Below are 17,887 nucleotides of genomic sequence, written 5' to 3' on the forward strand. Positions count from 1 at the left end.
GCCGGTCCCCGCCGCTTCACTCTCAGGCGTTCTTGAGCAGCTCGGTGTAGGCGGCGGCATCCAGGAGGCCGTCCACCTGCTTGGGGTCCGACAGCTCGATCTCCAGCAGCCAGCCATCCCCGTACGGCTCCATGTTGATGTCCTCCGGCGATTCCGACAGCTCGTCGTTCACCTTCACCACCGTGCCCGACACGGGGGAGAACAGCTCGGACACCGCCTTCACGGATTCAATGGTGCCCACCGCGTCGCCCTTGGACACCTTGGCGCCCACCTTGGGCAGCTCCACATAGACGACGTCGCCCAGGGACGTCTGGGCGTGGTCGGTGACACCCACCACCACCACCTTGCCCTGAACGCGGGCCCACTCGTGATCTTCGGTGTACTTCAGGTCGCCAGGAACGTTGGCCATGTCGGTGCTCCAGTCTGTGGAACGAGGATGCTTCAGGGCTTCTTGTAGAAAGGCGTCTTGACCACCACCGCGGGCACGGCGCGTCCGCGGATGTCCACGTCGAACGTCGAACCCTCCGCGGCCAGCTCGGCGGGCACGTAGCCGATGCCGATGGCCTTGTTCACGGAAGGCCCCTTGGTGCCGCTGGTGACCTCGCCCACCCGCGCGCCGTCCTTGAGGATGGCGTAGCCATGGCGGGGGATGCCGTTGCCGGTGAGCTCGAAGCCCACCAGCTTGCGCTTCAGGCCCGCGGCCTTCTGGGCCACCAGCGCTTCCTTGCCAATGAAGGCGGCCTTGTCGAGCTTGACGATCCACCCCAGGCCCGCCTCGAGCGCGGTGTGCTGGTCGTCGATGTCGTTGCCGTACAGCGCGTACTTCATCTCCGTGCGGAGGCTGTCGCGCGCGCCCAGGCCGCAGGGCTTCACGCCATCCTGCTGGCCTTCGGTGAGCAGCGCGTCCCACAGCGCCACCGCGTCCTTCGCGGGGCAGTACAGCTCGAAGCCGTCCTCGCCGGTGTAGCCGGTGCGGGAGATGATGCTGGGGATGCCGGCGACCTCGCCCTCCGCGAAGCGGTAGGTGCCAATCTTCGACACGTCCGTCTTCGTCAGGCGCTGCACCAGGCTGGCGGCCTTGGGGCCCTGCACGGCGATCTGCGCGAAGTCGTCGCTCCGGTCCACGGGCGTCACGCCCTGGGCGTGCGCCTTCATCCACGCGAAGTCCTTCTCGCGGTTGCTGGAGTTGACGCAGATGAGGATGCGCTCGGGGCTGAAGCGGTAGGCGACCACGTCGTCAACGAAGGTGCCCCGCTCGTCGAGCAGGCCCGCGTAGACGGCCTGCCCGTCCGCGATGCGAGCGAGGTCATTGGAGATGAGTCCGTTGACCGTCTCCAGGGCGCCCGGGCCGGTGAACTCCACCTCGCCCATGTGCGAGACGTCGAACAAGCCCACAGCGGTGCGCACGGTCTCATGCTCGTCGATGATGCCGCTGTACTGGACGGGCATGTCCCAGCCAGCGAAGTCGACCATCCTGGCCCCCAGCTTGCGGTGAGCCTCGTTGAGGGGCGTTTGCCGGGCCATCTTCTTCTCCTGGAGGGGTGTGGAAAACGGCGCGGACTATAGCCGCGAGACTTGCCCGATCAAGGACGACGCAGAGCGTCTACACTGGGGGCGACATGAAGATTCGTAATCGGTTGAATCCCTCGGACCCGTGCTTCTCCTTCGAGTTCTTTCCGCCCCGAACGGAGGAAGGTGAGGCCAACCTGCTCAAGGCCCTGGAGGACCTGGCGGCCCTGCAGCCCGGGTTCGTCTCGGTGACCGAGGGCGCGGGAGGGAGCACGCGCTCCAAGACGGTGGAGCTGGTGCTGCGCATCAAGCAGGAGACGGGCATCGAGGCCATGGCGCACCTCACCTGCGGGGGGCACCGCCCGGACGAGCTGCGCGCCGTGCTGGAGAAGCTGAAGGACGCCAAGGTCGACAACATCCTGGTGCTGCGCGGCGACCCGCCGAAGGGCCAGACGCACTTCGAGCCCCAGCCCGGCGGGTTCCGCTACGCGTCGGAGATGACGCGATTCATCCGAGAAGAGGATTTCAACTTCTGCCTGGGGGGAGCGTGTTATCCGGAGGGCCACGTGGAGACGCCCTCGCGTGACGACGACCTGCGTCATCTCAAGGCCAAGGTGGATGCGGGCCTGGACTTCGTGGTGACGCAGCTCTTCTTCGACAACGCGTTCTACTTCGACTTCGTGGAGCGGGCGCGCCGCGCGGGCATCAACGTCCCCATCGTCCCCGGCATCATGCCCATCACCAACTATGAGCAGATCCAACGATTCACGCGCCTGTGCGGAGCCACCGTGCCCATGCGCCTGGCGTTGCAGCTCGAGCGGGTGAAGGACCAACCCGAAGCCATGGCCCAGCTCGGCGTGGCCCATGCGACGGTGCAGTGCATGGAGCTGCTGTCCCGGGGCGTGCCCGGCATCCATTTCTATACGCTCAACAAGTCCCCGGCGACGCGGATGATTGTGAGCGCACTGCGAGCCCGCTCATGAGTGGTCCTGGACTGCACCTCCCCAAAGACGATCCCCGCAACAAGGTCCTCAACCTCATCCGGCCGCCCGCCTTCTTCCTGCTGTGCACGGGTGTGCTCAACGTCATCTACAACATCGCGGGTTTCGTACTCGCGGCGCTGAAGGTGACGTCGCCCTTCGTCCCCGCGGGCGCGGAGGCCTCCACGCTGGAGCTGTCGCCCACGCTGGCGCTGATGCTGCTGGTGGGCATCCTCTGCGGCGTGTTGTCCGCGTGGGGCGCCATCAGCGCGCTCAACCTGCGGGGCTACGGCCTGGCCACGGTGGGCGGCATCACCGCGCTCTACATCCTGTCCCCCGGCTGCGTGATTGGCGTGCCGGTGGCCGTGTGGATGCTGTTCACGCTGCGCCGCGATGGCGTGCGTGAAGCCTTCTCCATGGGCTGAGCGTTCAAAACGCAGCGGTTGGTCTGCGTACCAGCCGCGAGCAATTGATGTTCAGGCCACACCGCCCGCGGGTACGTGTTCACGCATCCGCGGCGTGTTTTCCCCTCTGGCGAAGCACCCGCTCTGTTCACCAATGGGGCCCGTCCTGCCCCGGGGTTGCAGCCGTGCGGGCTTTCACCCTTTCTTGCTTTCCCTCACTTTCGTAGCCATACGAGGGGCGCCAGGACCGGGCGCCTCCTCCCAGCATGGGAGTGGCCATGATTGCGCTTGAGGTCGAGCGGGGAACGCCTGAACCTTTGACGGAGCTGGCTCGGCGTCTGGGCCGCGCGGAGGAGAAGGACCGTGCCCGGGGGATGTTCTTCCTGGGGGCGCTCGACGTGGTTCGCAAGGAGGCGGGTGAAGCCGCCGCGGCACGCTGTCTGGCGGCCTCACGTGAGCGCGCCTTCGTGCCCTTCTTCCTGTACCCCATCACCAGCTTCCTGCGGCTGTCGTACAGCGCCGCGGGGCTGCTGGCGCCCCGGCTGGGTGGCTTCGAGGCCGCCATGCGGACCATGGGGACGCGCTCCGCCCAGGACTTCCTGAGCACCGTCGTGGGCCGCAGCTTCCTGGCGCTCGCCGGGGGGTGCCCCAAGCGGCTGGTCAGCAACCTGCCCTCCGGCTACAGCACCGCCGTCAACTACGGCGAGCGCGACGTGGCGTGGCTGGGCGAACGGCAGGGTCGCCTCAGCATGTTCCGGGACTTCATGCCGCACAGCTACCACGAGGGCGTGGTGCGGGCCGCGCTGGACGCAATTGGCGCCCGCGACCCGCACGTCCACGGACGCGCCACCAGCCTGCTGGACAGCGAGTACGTGGTGTCCTGGGGCTAGACGGCCACCTCGGCGCCGGGGCTGTTCGAGGGAAGGCAGAGGGTGAAGCTGCTGCCCTCCCCTTCCCGGCTCTCCACGCGCAACGTGCCGCCGTGCTGGCGCACCGTGCTGGCCACCACCGACAGGCCCAGCCCCGTGCCCGCCGGCTTCGTGGAGAAGAGCGGCTCGAAGATGCGCTCCTGCATGGACTCGGGAATGCCCATGCCGTTGTCGGAGACGCGCAGGATGAAGGCACCACCTCCGCCATCCTCCGCGCTCACCTCCACGCGGCCCACGCGGCCCTGCGGCATCGCCTCCACCGCGTTCTGCACCAGGTTGATGAGCACCTTGCGCAACAGCTCCCGGTCCACCCAGGGCGGGTCCATGCCGGGCGGCACGTTGTTGTGGATGTGCACGCCCTCGCGGCGAGGCACCACGTCCAGCACCTCCTCCATCAACGCATGGAGGGAGCAGGGCCGCAGCTCCAGGGGGCGCTCACGCGCGAAGTCCAACAGCTCCGAGGAGATGCGCGAGCACACCGCCAGCTCGCGCTCGATGATTTCCAGGAAGCGTTGCAGCCGCTGGTCCGCCAGCGTCACGTCCAGCTTGCGCAGATGGCGGACCACCACCGCGTTGGCGGTGCGCGCGGCGGCCAGCGGGTTGCGCAGCTCGTGGCCCACCGTCGCCGTCATGCGCCCCACCGCCGCCAGCTTCTCCACGCGGGCCGCCTGCTCCCGGTACGTGCTCATCTCGCGCCGCGCGCGCGCCAGGGCATGCTCATGGTCCACGCGCTCGTTCGCGTACGCGCCCTCCAGCAGCACCTGCTGCACCGCCACGCGCCGCATCTCCCGCAGCGTCTCGCGGCACGCAATCACCAGCACGCCGTTGACGAACACCATCCAGAACGCGTGCTCCAGGAAGCGCCACCAAGCCGGGTTGGCCACGCCGAAAATCGACTCCGGCCACCAGATGCCCCGCAGGACATGCTCCAGCACCGCGGTGACGGTCGCCGTCGCCATCACCGCCGGGTCCCGGTAGAAGGCCAGGAAGGCCAGCGAGCCGAAGACGTAGAAGTGCGTCTCGATGCGCCCGCCCGTCAGGTGGATGAAGAGCGCGGCCCACAGCATCTGCGCCACCGCCACCACGTGACGGGTCGCCAGCTCGCCAGGCCGCACCCGCACCAGCACCAGCGGGAACGCGGACAACAGCCCACCCAACACCACCGCCACCTGCAGGTGCGGATGCACTTCGCGCGAAGCGCCCTGCCAGGCGAAGGGCGACAACACCGCCGCCACCGCGATGGCCACCAACCATTGGCCCACCATCAACACGGCGAAGCGTGCGTCCACCCTCCGGTGCACGGACTCCAGGTGCTCGGCCAACAGCGCCTCCACCCGAGCCTCCAATGCTCCGGTCTCGCCACCGCGCAGCACGCTGTCGGAAGTCTCCGCTGACACGGTACCCTCCGTCCGCACGTCCTCCACGCGTGTATGGCCGAATCGCCCTCGAAACACAGGCGCGCCCACATCCTGCTCAATCATTGCGTGACTCACCCCGGCCATACCGGCCCCCCCCGGATGAGTCGCCATCCTAACCCCTCACATACCCCTGGCAATCCAAACTTGTCGGAATAAGCGGACTGTTCCGACAGAAACATGCAACTTGCCCCTGGGGCCTGTTGATGACGGAGTGAAACACACCGTCACGGTTTCCTTTCCATCAACAGGGATTGAACAAGGTTTGAACACACCGAGCGGATGTCACGGAGCGGGCATCGCGACCATCATCATCTGCTCCGCTGGAGACAGAGACACCCGCACCGGTTGGCAGTTGGGCGGCAGGAGCGTGCCCGAGTCCGACACCGGCGCACCTTGAACAGGCGCCGCACTCACACACACCTGGTAGGCACCGGGTGCGATGTTGGCGAAGCGCGCGGGCTCGGTGAGTGTCAGCGTCTGCACCTGCGTGGGTGCCCCGGCGCCACCTTGCGCCTCCTGTGCGAGAAGGATGGCGCGCGCCGCCGCCGCGCTGGTGCCCGCCTGAGAGGGTTGCGCCTGGACCACCAGCGTCACCTCGCCTCGCGGCAGCTCCAGGTCCACGCGTGCCGTCTCGCCAGGGCGGATGATGGCGCTCGCGCGCTCCACCTGCTGCCCCGCGCCGGAGTCCACCACCGCGAGCACCGTGTACGTGCCCGGCGCGAGGCTGCCGAATTGGAAGCTGCCATCCGTTCCCGTGCTGCCGCTGGTGCCACCCGCCGCCGCGCCGGGGCTGGTGACGAGCACGAGAACGCCGCTGACGGGCACGGCGCCTCGCCGCACCGTGCCCTCGAGCTGGCCCACCGCGGCGAGCGAGAGGTCCTGCGTCCGGTCCTGCACGCCTTCCTCCACGCGCACGGACGCCGAGCGGCCCTCGATGGCGTGCTCCGCGCCCAGTTGCAACGCGGAGATGGACAGCCCCTCCAACACGTAGCGGCCCTCGCCGTCCGTGTTCACGCGTTGCAGGCCGTGCTCCAGCTCCGCCGCCCCGCCCACCACCACGCTGCTGCCGCGCAGTTGCTGTGAGACGGTGACGATGGCGCCGGGGACGGGCGCGCCTCCCGCGCCCAGCACCCGGCCGGTGAGCCTGCGCCCCCTCGACAGCGCGATGGCGCCCATCGGCGTGTCCTGGTCCTCCGCCACCTTCACGCCAGGCAGCGCCTTCGTGAGGAAGCCCGTGCCCGAGACGAACACCGTGTACTCGCCCGCCGGGATGTCCGTGAGCTGGAAGCGGCCATCCCCGCCCCCGAACGACGTGCCGGAGCCGCCGCGCAGCGTGACGGTGAACGCGGCGGGCGTGGCGCCATCCTCCAGGCGAACCTGTCCGGACAGGCTGCCACCCCGGCGCAGCTTGAGGACGACCTCGGGGCCGCCCGTCTCCGCCTGGGTGGCCGTGCCGAGCCATGCCACGCGTTGATGGACGGGAGTGCCGGGCGCCGCCGCGCGCAACTGGTAGGTGCCTTGTACGAGTCCACGCAGCTCGAAGCGTCCGCCGGGGTCCGCCACCGTGACGTGCTTTCCGCGCAGCGTGCCCTCCACGCGGTCCCGAAGCCGGGAGCCGAGCGGCTCCGCCATCACGACGGCCTCCCCCACCGCTTCTCCGCTGGCGAACTCCACGCGGCCCCGCACCACACCCGTCGCGTCCAGCACCAGCTCCACGTCGGCGCCCGCGCCGTCCTGGGCAAGGTCGACATAGCGGGTGGACGAGGAGGCGCCATCATGCACGGCGGCGACGGCGACCCGGCGCCTGGGCAGGTCCTCCAGATGGAAATCACCGCGCACGCCCACCGACGCCTGTCGCGCCACCGTGCGGCCCAGGCCTTCATCCAGGACCACGCGCACCACCGCGCCAGGAACAGGAGCACCATGGCCATCCACCACGGTGCCTGACAGCCGGGCCGCGTCCCCGAGCGTCACCACGACGCCGTCCACAGGCTGGGCGCCCGCCACGCGCACGGAAGCGGATGCTCCCGGGGCGTTGCGAGAACCCGACGCCGAGAAGCGATAGAGCCCCGGCTCCAGGCTGTCGAAGCGCCAGCGGCCTTCCGCGTCCGCCACCACGCCATCCCACCGGGCATCCGTCAGGGGCAACATCGAACCCGCCTGGGGCACCGGGGTGATGCGCGCACCTGGAACAGGCGCTCCCCGCGAGTCCACCACCGTGCCCGAAACCGCCGCGCCCGCCGCCAGCTCCACCGTGAGCGGCTGCGGCACCGCGGACGCGGCCCCCACGCTCACGAAGCGCCACACGGGCGCATACCCCGGCGCAGCCACCCTCAACGTGTGACGTCCGGCGGGCAGCGCCTGCACCAGCGCGCGGCCCGAGCCATCCGTGTCCGCGGTGCGCGGCTGGGGAACTCGCACCTCCACCCGGGCACCCGGGAGCGGCTTGCGCGAGCCCTGCTCCACCACATCCACCTGGAGGGTGGCGGCCGGCAGCAGGTGCAGGACCAGGGGCTCCGTGCCCTCGCGCAGCCAGAAGGAGACGGGGCCCGCCATCGCCGACGCGTGAAAGGCCTCAATCTGGAAGGCCCGGGAGGGCAGCCCCGTGAAGAGGAAGGTTCCATCCTGCCCCGTCTGGACCGGACTCACCGACGCCGAATCCAGACGAACAAGCGCCCCGGCCACGGGCAACTCCTGCGCGTCCAGCACCAGCCCCTGGAGCCGCAACGTCCCCGTGGCATCCGCGTCCGGCACCACCTGCAAGGCCACGGCTTCCGCGGGCCCGCCCCCGCCTCCGCGAGCCCCAGCGGCCGGAGCACGCTCGGTCCGCACCTCCACGCGCGCGGCGGAAGGGGGCCCCGCTGAAGGCGCCTGAGAAGGCGCCGGCGTGGAGAGGCTCCGCCCCACGAGGAAGCATACGACGACGACGACCACACCCAGGGCCCACGGCAGGAATCGCTTCATCACGTCTCTGAGTCGGGAGCGAGGAACATGAAGCGACAGGCGCGCGCCGTGCCGGGGGGCACCGCGCGCGCCTGTCAGCCACAACGACTAGTTGTCGAACGTCGCGTCGGTCAGCGCCTTCGCGGCGGCGACGGTGCCGGTCGCGGCCACGCCACCATCGTCGATGATGTAGAGGTAGACCTCATCCGGGGTGATGATGATGATCACGTCGCGGGCGTCCTGCGTCGCGACGGGGGCCTTGGGCGCGGCGACCGCGGGCATCGAGTAGGACATGCCGGCGAGACCCGCGACCAGACCGAGCAGACCAATACGAGCAAGCATCTTCTTCATGTGACGACTCCGAGTTGTGGGTTGCGTGGGCATGACGGCAGGGCCCGGCCCAAAGCCGGTCCTGACGTCATGAGCCCCGGCTGGCCTCAGGCCAGTGGGGTTTCGGGGGGCTGTTCCTGGAACGCCTGGGCCGCTTCTGGCACCGGAGACTGCTTCCCCGCCGGGAACCAGCGACTCCGCATGCGAAGCAGCCATCTCCCGAAGGCGCGGTACTCGTCATCGTCGACGAGCGCCAGGTCCACGGATGCCATGAAGAGGGAGAAGGTGATGAGGCCCAGGAACAGCGCGATGCCAAGGTGGAAGGTCAATCCCAGCACCACCGCCACCAGACGGGTGTACCGGTTCAAGAAGAGCAGGAAGGGAAACGCGACCTGGAAGGCCACCGTCCCATGCGTCAGGAGCGTCACCACCACGGCGTTCTGATAGAGCAATTCAGAGAAGCCCGGCCAGACGAACTGGCCACTCCGGAAGGCATGATAGATGGCCGTCCCGTCCTGCCAGACTTCACCCTGGACCTTGTAGAGGCCCGCCACGCCATAGACGAGGCTGATTTGCAGGGCGAAGGCCAGGATGGCCGCGTTGTGGCACATCCCGCGCAACCGGCCCCAAGCCGTGTCGGCCGCTGACACCCCACCCGCCGCGCGGCGCCTGGCATCCACCGAGAACCACGCGCCCACGTCCGCGAACATCGCGTAGACGAGCACCAGGTGGATGAGATTGTCACCCCCATCCCAGATGCCCGGGAAGCGCTGGTGCAGGGACCAGAAGAAGACGTACGTCAGCGGCGTGGTGATGCGGGTGCGCCACCCCCAGAGCCACAGCAACGAGACAAGCAATCCCAGGTGGTAGCAGACCTCGAACCACACCAGCGAGCGGTGCCAGCCATACACCGACAACAGCGAGGCGTTCGCCGCGAAGGTGTCCCAAGGCCACATCCCCTCCGGGCCGAACAAGTATCGGCGCTGGGCATGGTTCACCAGATACTGGATGACCATGGCGACGCCCGCGCAAATGCGGAACAAGCTGGCCCCGATGAGGAAACGGGGCCGGCTCACGCGCGCGACAATCCCATCCCAGGCACCCGCGGGCGCCTGGTTTTCATTGGACAGGGGTGGACTCACAGCGTCTCCGTGACCTCGAATGGCTGCCAGGGCAGGTCCGCGTAGGACGTTTCACCCGCTTCCTCGGGCTCCATCCGCCGCGAGAAGGGAGGCGCCTTCCGGGTCGCCACGCGAACACCCACCTCGACGACTTTCTCACCGGGATACAGACGGGTACATGCCGCCGAGGCCACCCGCGCCAACAGCCGAGTGCCATTCTCCCGGCGTTTGTTTCGCTCTCGCTCCACATTCGCGACCGCATCGCGATAGGCAGCCGTGTCGTCGGGTTTGGCCAGCAGGCGGCGCACGGCCTCGTCGTCCGGCGCCTGCAACATGGAAAGGCCAGCCATCTGGGCCCGGTCCAGGCGGTCCGCCGGTGTGAGACGATAACTGCGCTTCAACTCACGAAGCGGCTGGGTGATATCGACATACCCGTGCTCCTGACGCCCTCGCTGCCCATCCTCCGTGCGGCACGACACCAGCAGCCAGCGAGACTGCGCCAACACGGTGGGCGCGAACAGCGTCCAGCGCTGCGTGAAGAAGGGCTCCATGTAGCCCTTCACGGGCTCAATCACGCGCAACTTCAGAGGTGTTATCGGCGTCAGGTACGCCAGGGTGATTCCGAAGTGCACCGCGACGAGCAGTGCCAGTCCAATGGGTGCGGCGCGAATGAACCACGGAGCCAGGAGACGCCTGCGCTTGTCAGCCAATGCCGCACCTCCCGCAAGGGGTTGCACGCGTTGTGACTGCGAAGTGTCACTTGTACAGTTTCCAATAAACCGGAGTCAACCGCACCCCAGAAAAATCTGACTTGGTTGCATTGTGCGTCCACCGGGTCAACCTCAACTCACGGCGCACTTGAGCAGCCTTTGTAACATGGGCTGCAACAACGCCTGCCCGCGCAACGCCTCACGCCACCGCGAGGGGATGCCTTCCACGCCGTGAATCAACCCGGCGATGCCCCCCGCCACCGCCGCCGTGGTGTCCGTGTCCCGGCCGAGCCGTACGGCGGACTTCACCACCTGCTCGTAGGTGGTGCCTCCGGCGACGCATTGCCACGCGGAACGCAAGCAGTCGACGACATAACCCGTGCCTGTTCCCCGGATGCCTTCCCAGCCGGGAGGCAAGACATGTGTCTCCAGCTCACTCCGCGCTTCGGTGCCCTCCGGATACAGCGCACCGAAGGTGGTCAGTGCCTCCGCCCAAGGGTTCGGGGCGTCGTCCAGGATGCGGCGCGCCCAGAGACAATACAGCGCGCAGCAGACCTGCGAGCGCAGGTGCCCATGCGTGACACGCGACTGCGTCATCGCATCCGACGCCAGCTCCGCGTCGCTGCCCGCGTGCCAGAGGGCCAATGGCAACACGCGCATCAATGACCCATTGCCGTTGTCTCGCTCGCCCTTGGGGCCCGCCTGGAGCGCGGGCGTCCCGGCGTGGAGGTCCATGAGCGCCGTGCGCGTCTGGATGCCCACGTCGAACACCTGGCCATCCACCGCGAGGTAACCCCACTCCATCCAGTTCACCAGGCGCCGTCCCAGGTCCTCAGGGTCCAGACGTCCCTGGTAGAGGAGCGAGTCGAGCAGACACAGCGCATGCGCGCCGTCGTCGGACCAGGTGCCCGGCGGCACACCGTCATGCGCGCGCGGAAAGCCCTTGGGGGGTTGGAAGTCGAGCTGCTCGGGCGAGGGAATCCGCTCCGGGGCATGGAACTCATACGGCACCCCCAGCGCGTCTCCCACGAGCAGTCCGTAGATGCCCCCCACAATCCGCTCTTCACGCGTCGGCATGGTGTGCCCTCCCCCAGTGGAAACCGCCACCGTAGGACAGTCTCGCTGAATACGTACAGCCGGCGGACGCCGGGGCGAACACTCGCAGCCGCAACGAAATTGCGCCTGGGAGGCGGCGCATGCAGGCTCACGAGCGCGTCCCTTCGCCCAGGAGTCCCCATGTCGTCCGTGTCGCCCCTCGCCCAGCCCGAGGCCTGGAACCTCGTAGCCCCCGAGTACGTGCGCGAGCTGATGCCCACCTTCGAGACCTTCTCCCGGGACGCGCTCATCCGGGCCGGCGTGGTCCAGGGGATGCGGGTAGTGGACGTGGCCGCGGGGCCCGGGACGCTCGCGCTGCTCGCCGCGCGCAACGGCGCCCAGGTGACGGCCTTGGACTTCGCGCCCGAGATGATCTCCGCCCTGCGCGCCCGCGCCGCCGAGGCCCAGCCGCCCGTGGAGGTCCTGGAGGGCGACGGCATGGCCCTGCCCTTCGAGGAGCACTCGTTCGACGCGGCCTTCTCCATGTTCGGGCTGATGTTCTTCCCGGACCGCGAGCGGGGCTTCCGGGAGCTCCACCGCGTGCTGAAGCCCGGTGGACGCGCGGTCATCTCGAGCTGGACGCCGTTCGACCGTTCACCGGAGCTGCGCGCCGTCTACTCGCCGTTGTGGGAGGCCTTCGGCGTTCCGCCTCCGTCGGTCTCGCCGGCGCCCCTGTCCGACGCGGCCTCCTGTGAAAGCGAGATGACCCAGGGCGGCTTCTGCGACGTCTCCGTCCACGAAGTCCAGGGCCACATCGACTATCCGTCCACCGCGGCCATGGTGGATGCGACGACGCGCTCCAGCGCGCCCGTGGTGCTGGCCAGCAAGGCGATGGGCGAGAAGTGGGAGCCGCTGCTCTGGTCCATGCACGAGCGCGCCCTGTCGGAGCTGGGCGCGGGCCCCAGCGCGTCACCCTCACCGCCTACCTGACGGTCGGCGCGCGCAAGTAGCGCGGCCTCCGTCAGCGAAGGGTGCGCTCGGCCGCCTCGAGCGTGTTGCGCATCAACATCGCGATGGTCATGGGCCCCACCCCGCCGGGCACCGGGGTGATGTACGCGGCGCGCTCGGCGGCCGGGGCGAACTCCACGTCCCCCACCAGCTTGCCGTCCGGCTTGCGATTCATCCCCACGTCGATGACCACGGCGCCGGGTTTGATCCACGCGCCCTTCACCAGCTCGGCCACGCCCACCGCGACCACCAGGATGTCCGCGCCCTCCACCTCGCGGCGCAGGTCGCTCTTGCTGTGGCAGATGGTCACCGTGGCGTTCTTCTGGAGCAGCATCAGCGCCATGGGCTTGCCCACGATGTTGCTGCGGCCCACCACCACGGCCCGCTTGCCCGCGGGCTCACAGCCAATCTCCTCCAAGAGCCGCATCACGCCAAAAGGCGTACACGCGCGGGTGGCGGGCCGCCCCAGCAGCAGGTTTCCCGCGTTGAGCGGGTGGAAGCCGTCCGCGTCCTTCTCCGGCTTCACGGCGGAGATGATGACGTCCGGGTCGATGTGCCGGGGCAGCGGGAGCTGCACCAGGATGCCGTGCACCGCCGGGTCCTCGTTGAGCTGGTGGATGAGCTTCAGCAGCGCGTCCTGGGTGATGTCCTCGGCTGGGTGGAGCTCCCAGGAGTTGAAGCCCACCTCCTCGGCGGCCTTCTTCTTCCCGTTGACGTAGACCTTGGAGGCGGGGTCCTCCCCCACGCGCACCACGGCCAGCCCCGGCGTCAGGCCGTGCTCGCGCTGGAGCCGGTCCACCGCCGCCTTGACCTCCGCACGCACGCGCGCGGCGACTGCCTTGCCATCCATCAACTGGGCCATAAGGCATGGCACTCTATGCGAAACTCCCCCGCCGGAAAGGGAGCGGAACCTCGGTCATGGGTGCAGGAACAGTACTTGGAGGGATGTTGGGGCTGATGGCGGGCCTGCTCGTGGGCAGCCCGTGGGCCATCGTCCTGTTCCTCATCGCGGGCGGCTTCGCGGGGCGCTACTACGACTCCCTGAACGCGATGCCGCCGCAGGACCCGGAGGCCCTGTCCGACTTCACGCCCGCGTACCTGCCCTACGACGACACGGACACGGACATACGCCCGGCACGGCGGGAAGAACCCTACGAACAGCTCGCCAGTGACTTGTGCGCCGTCTTCGTGGAGGTGGCGCATGCCGACGGAGAGGTCCGCCGCGACGAGGTCAAGGTGGTGCGCCGGTACTTCCAGAAGACGCTGGGCTACGGGCCCGAGGCGCTGGAGGTCGTCCGGGGCCACCTGAAGACCTTCCTGGCCCGCCCGCCCGACCTGGACGCCGCGGTCAGCGCCTGTGAAGCGCAACTGCCCGCCTCCGAGCGGCACCGGCTGCTCGACACGCTGTACGAGCTGGCGCTCGCGGACGGCGGCATGCAGCGCTCCGAGCGCGAGGTGCTGCGCCGCGTGGCCGAGGGCCTGGGCATCTCCGAGGCGGACGAGCACGCCATCATCTCCAGCCACCTGGGCGCGAGCGACGAGCACTACGCCGCCCTGGGCCTGACGCCCGACGCGACGGACGTGGAGGTGAAACGCGCCTTCCGACAGCTCGCCGCCGAGTTCCATCCCGACAAAGCCGCCCACCTGGGCCGTCAGGCCGCCGAGCAGGCGGCCCGTCGCTTCCAGGAAGTCCGCGACGCGTACGAAGAGATTCGGCGCCTGCGCGGCCTGTAACACCGGGTTACATCCCCACAGACGCCCACGACGAGGACAGACCTCCAGCCATGAGCCAGCAGCGCAACGGCCCCAAGAAGAAGGAACCGGCGTTCGCCAACAACCCCTTCAAGTCCGCCATCCAGACGATGAAGGACGAGGAGAAGAAGGCGGCGCAGGAGAAGGCCGCCACGCAGGCCGCCCAGCGCAAGGCCGCGGCGCCCCCGCCCCGGGCCGCGAAGGCCCCGAAGGTCCGCGAGGAGGACGACGCCTCCCTCTTCTTCTCCGCCATGGACGGCGTGCAACAAATCACCAACCGGGGCGAGGCCCCCGCCCCCAACCCCCGCCTGCCGGAAATCATCGACGAGAACGCGGAGGCGCTGGCGCAGCTCTCCGAGCTGGTCGCCGGCCAGGGGGACTTCGACTTCACCGGCTCGGATGAGTTCCTCGAGGGCGCGGGCCCTGGCGTCGACCGGAACCTGCTGCGCGCGCTGCGCCGCGGAGACTTCGCCATCCAGGGACAGTTGGACCTGCACGGGAAGACGCAGGTGGAGGCCCGCGACGCGCTGGAGCGTTTCCTCGACGACAGCCGCCGCGCGAAGAAGCGCTGCGTGCTGGTGGTTCACGGCCGCGGTTTGAATTCCAAGGACCAGATTCCGGTGCTGAAGGAGCGGCTCAAGGGCTGGCTGTCCGAGAAGCGGATTGGCCGGAGGGTGCTGGCGTTCGCTACCGCACGTCCCCAGGACGGCGGCACCGGCGCGGTGTACGTCCTGCTCCGGCGGTAGCCTTTACGCGCGCCCGGCACTGTGCATACATGCCGCCATGGCACGCGATCTGATCGACCTGCATATCCACGTGGGTGGCGCGGTGGCGCCCCACATCCTCTGGTCCATCGCCCACCAGCAGGGCTTCAAGCTCCCGGTCAAGAACTACTTCGACTTCGTGGAGCTCATCACCTCTCGTCCGGGCAAGGTGGGCAGCCTGGACGACTACCTGAAGATTCTCCACACCTGGACGGAGAAGATTCAGTCCTCGCCCAGCGCGATCGAGCGCTCCGTCTACGAGGTCATCGGCAAGGAGTACCGCGGCAGCCGCGTGACGCAGATGGAGCTGCGCTTCAACCCGATGAAGCGCAACCTCAACTCAGAGCTGGACCTGGACCACATCATCCACGCCGCGCTGCGCGGCATGGACCGCGCGGTGCTGGAGTACGGCGTGAAGATGGGGCTCATCTTCTGCCTGGCGCGTGAGTTCGACCACCGGCTCAACAGCATCATCGTGGACAAGGCCATCAAGTACCGCACGCGCGGCGTGTACGGCATCGACCTGGCCGGCACCGAGACGAACGCCATGGAGCTGCGGCCGGAGGTCGTCTCCCAGTACGAGGAGCTCTTCTCGCGCGCCCGCCGCGCCGGGCTCAAGTGCACGGTGCACACCGGCGAGACGCGCGGCACCGGCGCCGAGGGCGTCATGTCGGTGGTGGAGAAGCTCCAGCCGCACCGCATCGGCCACGGCATCCGCGCCGCCTACGACGAGCACGCGATGAAGGTGCTGCGCGAGCGCGACATCGTCCTGGAGCTGTGCCCCACGTCCAACCTGCACACCAAGGCCGTGGAGGGCGTGGAGGAGCTGCGCCACATCGTCCGCACCTTCTGGGACCGCAAGGTGAAGTTCACCATCAACACGGACGGCCCCTACCTGCTGGAGACGGACATGCGGCGGGAGATCGACATCATCGAGCAGAACGGCATCCTCACGCCCGAGCAGGTGGATCAGACGCTCGCCTGGGCCCGTGAAGCCTCGTTCATCCCGGCCTGAGTCCGCCCATGTACGGACTCACCCGTTCGCTGCTCTTCCAGATGTCCGCCGAGCGCGCGCACCGGCTCGGCATGGCGGGGCTCCATTACCTGGGCCGCTCGCGGGACTTGTGTGAGTCCCTGCGGGAGAAGGCCCTGGAAGGGGCCCCGCCCAACCTGGCCGTGGAGGTGGCGGGCCTGCGCTTCGCCCACCCCGTGGCGCTGGCCGCGGGCCTGGACAAGGACGCCGAGGCCGTGGACGGACTCTTCGCCTGCGGCTTCTCCGCGGTGGAGATTGGCACCCTCACGCCCCGGCCCCAGCCCGGCAACCCCAGCCCCCGCTTGTTCCGCCTGCCGGAGCACCGTGCCGTCATCAACCGCATGGGCTTCAACAACCACGGCGCCGCCCAGGCCGCCACGCGGCTGCGGATGCAGACGTGGCGCCCCGGCCCGCTGGGGGTGAACATCGGCAAGAACAAGGACACGCCGCTGGATCAGGCCGTGGAGGACTACGTGGCCTGCGTGGACGCGCTGGCGGCGCTGGGGGACTACGTGGTGGTCAACGCCTCGTCCCCCAACACGCCGGGCCTGCGCAAGCTGCAGGAGCCCGAGCAGCTCACGCAGTTGCTGGGCGCGGTGCAGGAGCGCCTGGCCTCCGTGGCCCCGGGCAAGCCGCTGTTCCTCAAGATTGCCCCGGACCTCACGCCCGAGGCCGTGGACGAGGTGGTGGACGTCGCGCGGGCCTGCAAGCTCGCGGGGCTCATCGCCACCAACACCACGCTGGCCCGCCCCTTCGAGCACCCCCTGGCGAAGGAGGCCGGGGGCCTGTCCGGCGCGCCGGTGCGGGAGCCCGCCAACGCCGTCATCCGCCGGGCGTACCTCCGCGGCGACGGCGCGCTCCCCATCATCGGCGTGGGCGGCGTCTTCACCGCCCAGGACGTCTACGAGAAGCTGCGCGCGGGCGCGTCCGTGGTGCAGGTGTACACGGGGTTCATCTACGAGGGGCCCGGCATGGTGGGGCACATCCTCCCCGCCCTGGCCACGCTGCTCGCTCGAGACGGGTTCAAACAGGTCCGCGACGCGATTGGCGCCGAACACCGGGGCGCCGCCTGACGCATCGAGTCAAATCGCGGACAAAAAATGAGCGCTCGCCGGCGCCTTGGAGTTTCACCGGCGAGCGCCCCGGGCCCAGTGCTTGACGGGCCTCGAAAGCTATGGCTGCACGGAGAGCGAGCCGCTGACCGTGCTGACTTCGACTGACTGGGTGCCCGCGCCGTAAGTCTTTTCGCGGCGCCCCAGCATCGCGGCGCTGTCGTTGAAACGACCGCTGACCGAACTGAATTCCAATCTCGCGTCCGCCTTGGCCGGCAGCTTCAGCCGGACATCCCCGCCCACCGAGGACACAGAAGTAGTCACGATTTTCCGTGGTGCCAGTGTCACGCTGCCTTCCACCGTGCTGACGTCCAACCGCCCCTCGGAACCGTTGACTTCCACACGGCCACCGACGGTCGCCACCTCCTGCGCCCCCGCCACCCCGTTCACCGTCACCGGGCCTCCCACCGTCGCCACTTCCAGACGCGTCCCCCGGGGCACCTTCACCGTGAACCGGACCGGCTGCATCTTCTGACGGCAGGTCTGCATTCCTTCTTCACACGGACCGCAACAAACCCGCGCTCGGATGTCGTCTCCTGTTTGGACGACCTCCACTTCCACTTCGTTCCGAGATTTCTCCAGGCCTTCCCTAACAACCTCGAAAATCACGTCATTCCCGTCTACCCCATCTACGCGCACCGCGCCATCAACATTGGCGATGTGGACAGCAGGCGTACCATCCGTTCCGAACTTCCACGTCTGGGAGGCGGGCGCGGCGGCGAGGACAAGCAGCAGGGGCAGGACCATGACGGAGCTCCGGGAGAGGTAGGATTCACCCCGCCCTACGCCCTGGCCCCACCCTCATTGCGCCCAGCGAGGACGCAGTATCCACACCGCTC

At 68.7% G+C, this 17,887-nt stretch carries 18 protein-coding genes; 8 read left to right on the top strand and 10 right to left on the bottom strand.

Features of this window, described 5'->3' with window-relative positions; translation table 11 throughout:
- Positions 1-22: 22 nt before the first annotated feature.
- Positions 23-409, bottom strand: coding sequence for a glycine cleavage system protein GcvH (gene gcvH, locus A176_RS19115; protein ID WP_002639795.1), 387 nt, complete (start codon positions 407-409; stop codon positions 23-25).
- Between the two features lie 32 nt (positions 410-441).
- On the bottom strand, positions 442-1,524 hold the full coding sequence (gcvT, locus tag A176_RS19120) for a glycine cleavage system aminomethyltransferase GcvT (RefSeq protein WP_002639794.1): 1,083 nt from the start codon (positions 1,522-1,524) through the stop codon (positions 442-444).
- 95 nt (positions 1,525-1,619) lie between these two features.
- Here gcvT and metF point away from each other — a divergent pair, with 95 nt between their 5' ends.
- The 3 genes from metF to A176_RS19135 all read left to right on the top strand — a co-directional run bounded on the left by metF (position 1,620) and on the right by A176_RS19135 (position 3,783).
- Positions 1,620-2,492, top strand: coding sequence for a methylenetetrahydrofolate reductase [NAD(P)H] (metF, locus tag A176_RS19125; RefSeq protein ID WP_002639793.1), 873 nt, complete (start codon positions 1,620-1,622; stop codon positions 2,490-2,492).
- Complete coding sequence (locus A176_RS19130) at positions 2,489-2,914, top strand: hypothetical protein (protein WP_002639792.1); 426 nt, start codon at positions 2,489-2,491, stop codon at positions 2,912-2,914. Before metF ends, A176_RS19130 begins: the two co-directional genes overlap by 4 nt.
- A gap of 257 nt (positions 2,915-3,171) precedes the next feature.
- Entirely contained in the window at positions 3,172-3,783 is a 612-nt protein-coding gene (locus A176_RS19135; RefSeq protein ID WP_002639791.1) for a DUF2378 family protein, read from the top strand.
- Here the strand turns inward: A176_RS19135 and A176_RS19140 are convergent.
- The 6 genes from A176_RS19140 to A176_RS19165 form a co-directional block, all read right to left on the bottom strand.
- The gene (locus A176_RS19140) at positions 3,780-5,303 is read right to left on the bottom strand and encodes a sensor histidine kinase (protein WP_002639790.1); all 1,524 of its coding nucleotides are present in this window, start codon (positions 5,301-5,303) and stop codon (positions 3,780-3,782) included. The genes A176_RS19135 and A176_RS19140 overlap by 4 nt on opposite strands.
- Positions 5,304-5,522: 219 nt before the next feature.
- A complete protein-coding gene (locus tag A176_RS19145; protein WP_002639789.1) occupies positions 5,523-8,204 on the bottom strand; it encodes a carboxypeptidase-like regulatory domain-containing protein in 2,682 nt (893 codons plus the stop codon).
- 87 nt (positions 8,205-8,291) lie between these two features.
- The gene (locus A176_RS19150) at positions 8,292-8,534 is read right to left on the bottom strand and encodes a hypothetical protein (RefSeq protein WP_002639788.1); all 243 of its coding nucleotides are present in this window, start codon (positions 8,532-8,534) and stop codon (positions 8,292-8,294) included.
- A gap of 86 nt (positions 8,535-8,620) precedes the next feature.
- On the bottom strand, positions 8,621-9,589 hold the full coding sequence (locus A176_RS19155; RefSeq protein WP_144429572.1) for an HTTM domain-containing protein: 969 nt from the start codon (positions 9,587-9,589) through the stop codon (positions 8,621-8,623).
- A gap of 62 nt (positions 9,590-9,651) precedes the next feature.
- Positions 9,652-10,344, bottom strand: coding sequence for a DUF5819 family protein (locus tag A176_RS19160; RefSeq protein ID WP_044891046.1), 693 nt, complete (start codon positions 10,342-10,344; stop codon positions 9,652-9,654).
- Positions 10,345-10,476: 132 nt separating this feature from the next.
- Positions 10,477-11,421 carry an ADP-ribosylglycohydrolase family protein gene (locus A176_RS19165; RefSeq protein ID WP_002639785.1) on the bottom strand — a complete coding sequence of 315 codons (945 nt, stop codon included), beginning with the start codon at positions 11,419-11,421 and terminating at the stop codon, positions 10,477-10,479.
- A gap of 159 nt (positions 11,422-11,580) precedes the next feature.
- Between A176_RS19165 and A176_RS19170 the strand changes: the two genes are divergently transcribed.
- A complete protein-coding gene (locus A176_RS19170) occupies positions 11,581-12,369 on the top strand; it encodes a class I SAM-dependent methyltransferase (protein WP_226993923.1) in 789 nt (262 codons plus the stop codon).
- Positions 12,370-12,400: 31 nt separating this feature from the next.
- On the opposite strand, the gene folD is transcribed toward A176_RS19170, so the two are convergent.
- A complete protein-coding gene (folD, locus tag A176_RS19175; RefSeq protein ID WP_002639783.1) occupies positions 12,401-13,249 on the bottom strand; it encodes a bifunctional methylenetetrahydrofolate dehydrogenase/methenyltetrahydrofolate cyclohydrolase FolD in 849 nt (282 codons plus the stop codon).
- 56 nt (positions 13,250-13,305) lie between these two features.
- Between folD and A176_RS19180 the strand changes: the two genes are divergently transcribed.
- Genes A176_RS19180 through A176_RS19195 form a run of 4 tightly spaced genes read left to right on the top strand, consistent with a single transcriptional unit; the run spans position 13,306 to position 17,009 of the window.
- Complete coding sequence (locus A176_RS19180) at positions 13,306-14,121, top strand: TerB family tellurite resistance protein (protein ID WP_002639782.1); 816 nt, start codon at positions 13,306-13,308, stop codon at positions 14,119-14,121.
- A gap of 50 nt (positions 14,122-14,171) precedes the next feature.
- On the top strand, positions 14,172-14,885 hold the full coding sequence (locus A176_RS19185; RefSeq protein ID WP_002639781.1) for a Smr/MutS family protein: 714 nt from the start codon (positions 14,172-14,174) through the stop codon (positions 14,883-14,885).
- 37 nt (positions 14,886-14,922) lie between these two features.
- The gene (locus A176_RS19190; protein WP_044891047.1) at positions 14,923-15,918 is read left to right on the top strand and encodes an amidohydrolase family protein; all 996 of its coding nucleotides are present in this window, start codon (positions 14,923-14,925) and stop codon (positions 15,916-15,918) included.
- 8 nt (positions 15,919-15,926) lie between these two features.
- A complete protein-coding gene (locus A176_RS19195) occupies positions 15,927-17,009 on the top strand; it encodes a quinone-dependent dihydroorotate dehydrogenase (protein ID WP_002639779.1) in 1,083 nt (360 codons plus the stop codon).
- 99 nt (positions 17,010-17,108) lie between these two features.
- Here A176_RS19195 and A176_RS40040 read toward each other — a convergent pair whose 3' ends face one another.
- Entirely contained in the window at positions 17,109-17,795 is a 687-nt protein-coding gene (locus A176_RS40040; RefSeq protein ID WP_226993924.1) for a DUF4097 family beta strand repeat-containing protein, read from the bottom strand.
- Positions 17,796-17,887 lie beyond the last annotated feature (92 nt).

It is taken from the genome of Myxococcus hansupus (genome assembly GCF_000280925.3).
GTDB lineage: Bacteria > Myxococcota > Myxococcia > Myxococcales > Myxococcaceae > Myxococcus > Myxococcus hansupus.

Bases quoted from the DNA above. Each gene is read 5' to 3' on its own strand.
- gcvH (WP_002639795.1), bottom strand. From the start codon at position 409: ATGGCCAACGTTCCTGGCGACCTGAAGTACACCGAAGATCACGAGTGG.
- gcvT (WP_002639794.1), bottom strand. From the start codon at position 1,524: ATGGCCCGGCAAACGCCCCTCAACGAGGCTCACCGCAAGCTGGGGGCC.
- metF (WP_002639793.1), top strand. From the start codon at position 1,620: ATGAAGATTCGTAATCGGTTGAATCCCTCGGACCCGTGCTTCTCCTTC.
- A176_RS19130 (WP_002639792.1), top strand. From the start codon at position 2,489: ATGAGTGGTCCTGGACTGCACCTCCCCAAAGACGATCCCCGCAACAAG.
- A176_RS19135 (WP_002639791.1), top strand. From the start codon at position 3,172: ATGATTGCGCTTGAGGTCGAGCGGGGAACGCCTGAACCTTTGACGGAG.
- A176_RS19140 (WP_002639790.1), bottom strand. From the start codon at position 5,303: ATGATTGAGCAGGATGTGGGCGCGCCTGTGTTTCGAGGGCGATTCGGC.
- A176_RS19145 (WP_002639789.1), bottom strand. From the start codon at position 8,204: ATGAAGCGATTCCTGCCGTGGGCCCTGGGTGTGGTCGTCGTCGTCGTA.
- A176_RS19150 (WP_002639788.1), bottom strand. From the start codon at position 8,534: ATGAAGAAGATGCTTGCTCGTATTGGTCTGCTCGGTCTGGTCGCGGGT.
- A176_RS19165 (WP_002639785.1), bottom strand. From the start codon at position 11,421: ATGCCGACGCGTGAAGAGCGGATTGTGGGGGGCATCTACGGACTGCTC.
- A176_RS19170 (WP_226993923.1), top strand. From the start codon at position 11,581: ATGTCGTCCGTGTCGCCCCTCGCCCAGCCCGAGGCCTGGAACCTCGTA.
- folD (WP_002639783.1), bottom strand. From the start codon at position 13,249: ATGGCCCAGTTGATGGATGGCAAGGCAGTCGCCGCGCGCGTGCGTGCG.
- A176_RS19180 (WP_002639782.1), top strand. From the start codon at position 13,306: ATGGGTGCAGGAACAGTACTTGGAGGGATGTTGGGGCTGATGGCGGGC.
- A176_RS19185 (WP_002639781.1), top strand. From the start codon at position 14,172: ATGAGCCAGCAGCGCAACGGCCCCAAGAAGAAGGAACCGGCGTTCGCC.
- A176_RS19190 (WP_044891047.1), top strand. From the start codon at position 14,923: ATGGCACGCGATCTGATCGACCTGCATATCCACGTGGGTGGCGCGGTG.
- A176_RS19195 (WP_002639779.1), top strand. From the start codon at position 15,927: ATGTACGGACTCACCCGTTCGCTGCTCTTCCAGATGTCCGCCGAGCGC.
- A176_RS40040 (WP_226993924.1), bottom strand. From the start codon at position 17,795: ATGGTCCTGCCCCTGCTGCTTGTCCTCGCCGCCGCGCCCGCCTCCCAG.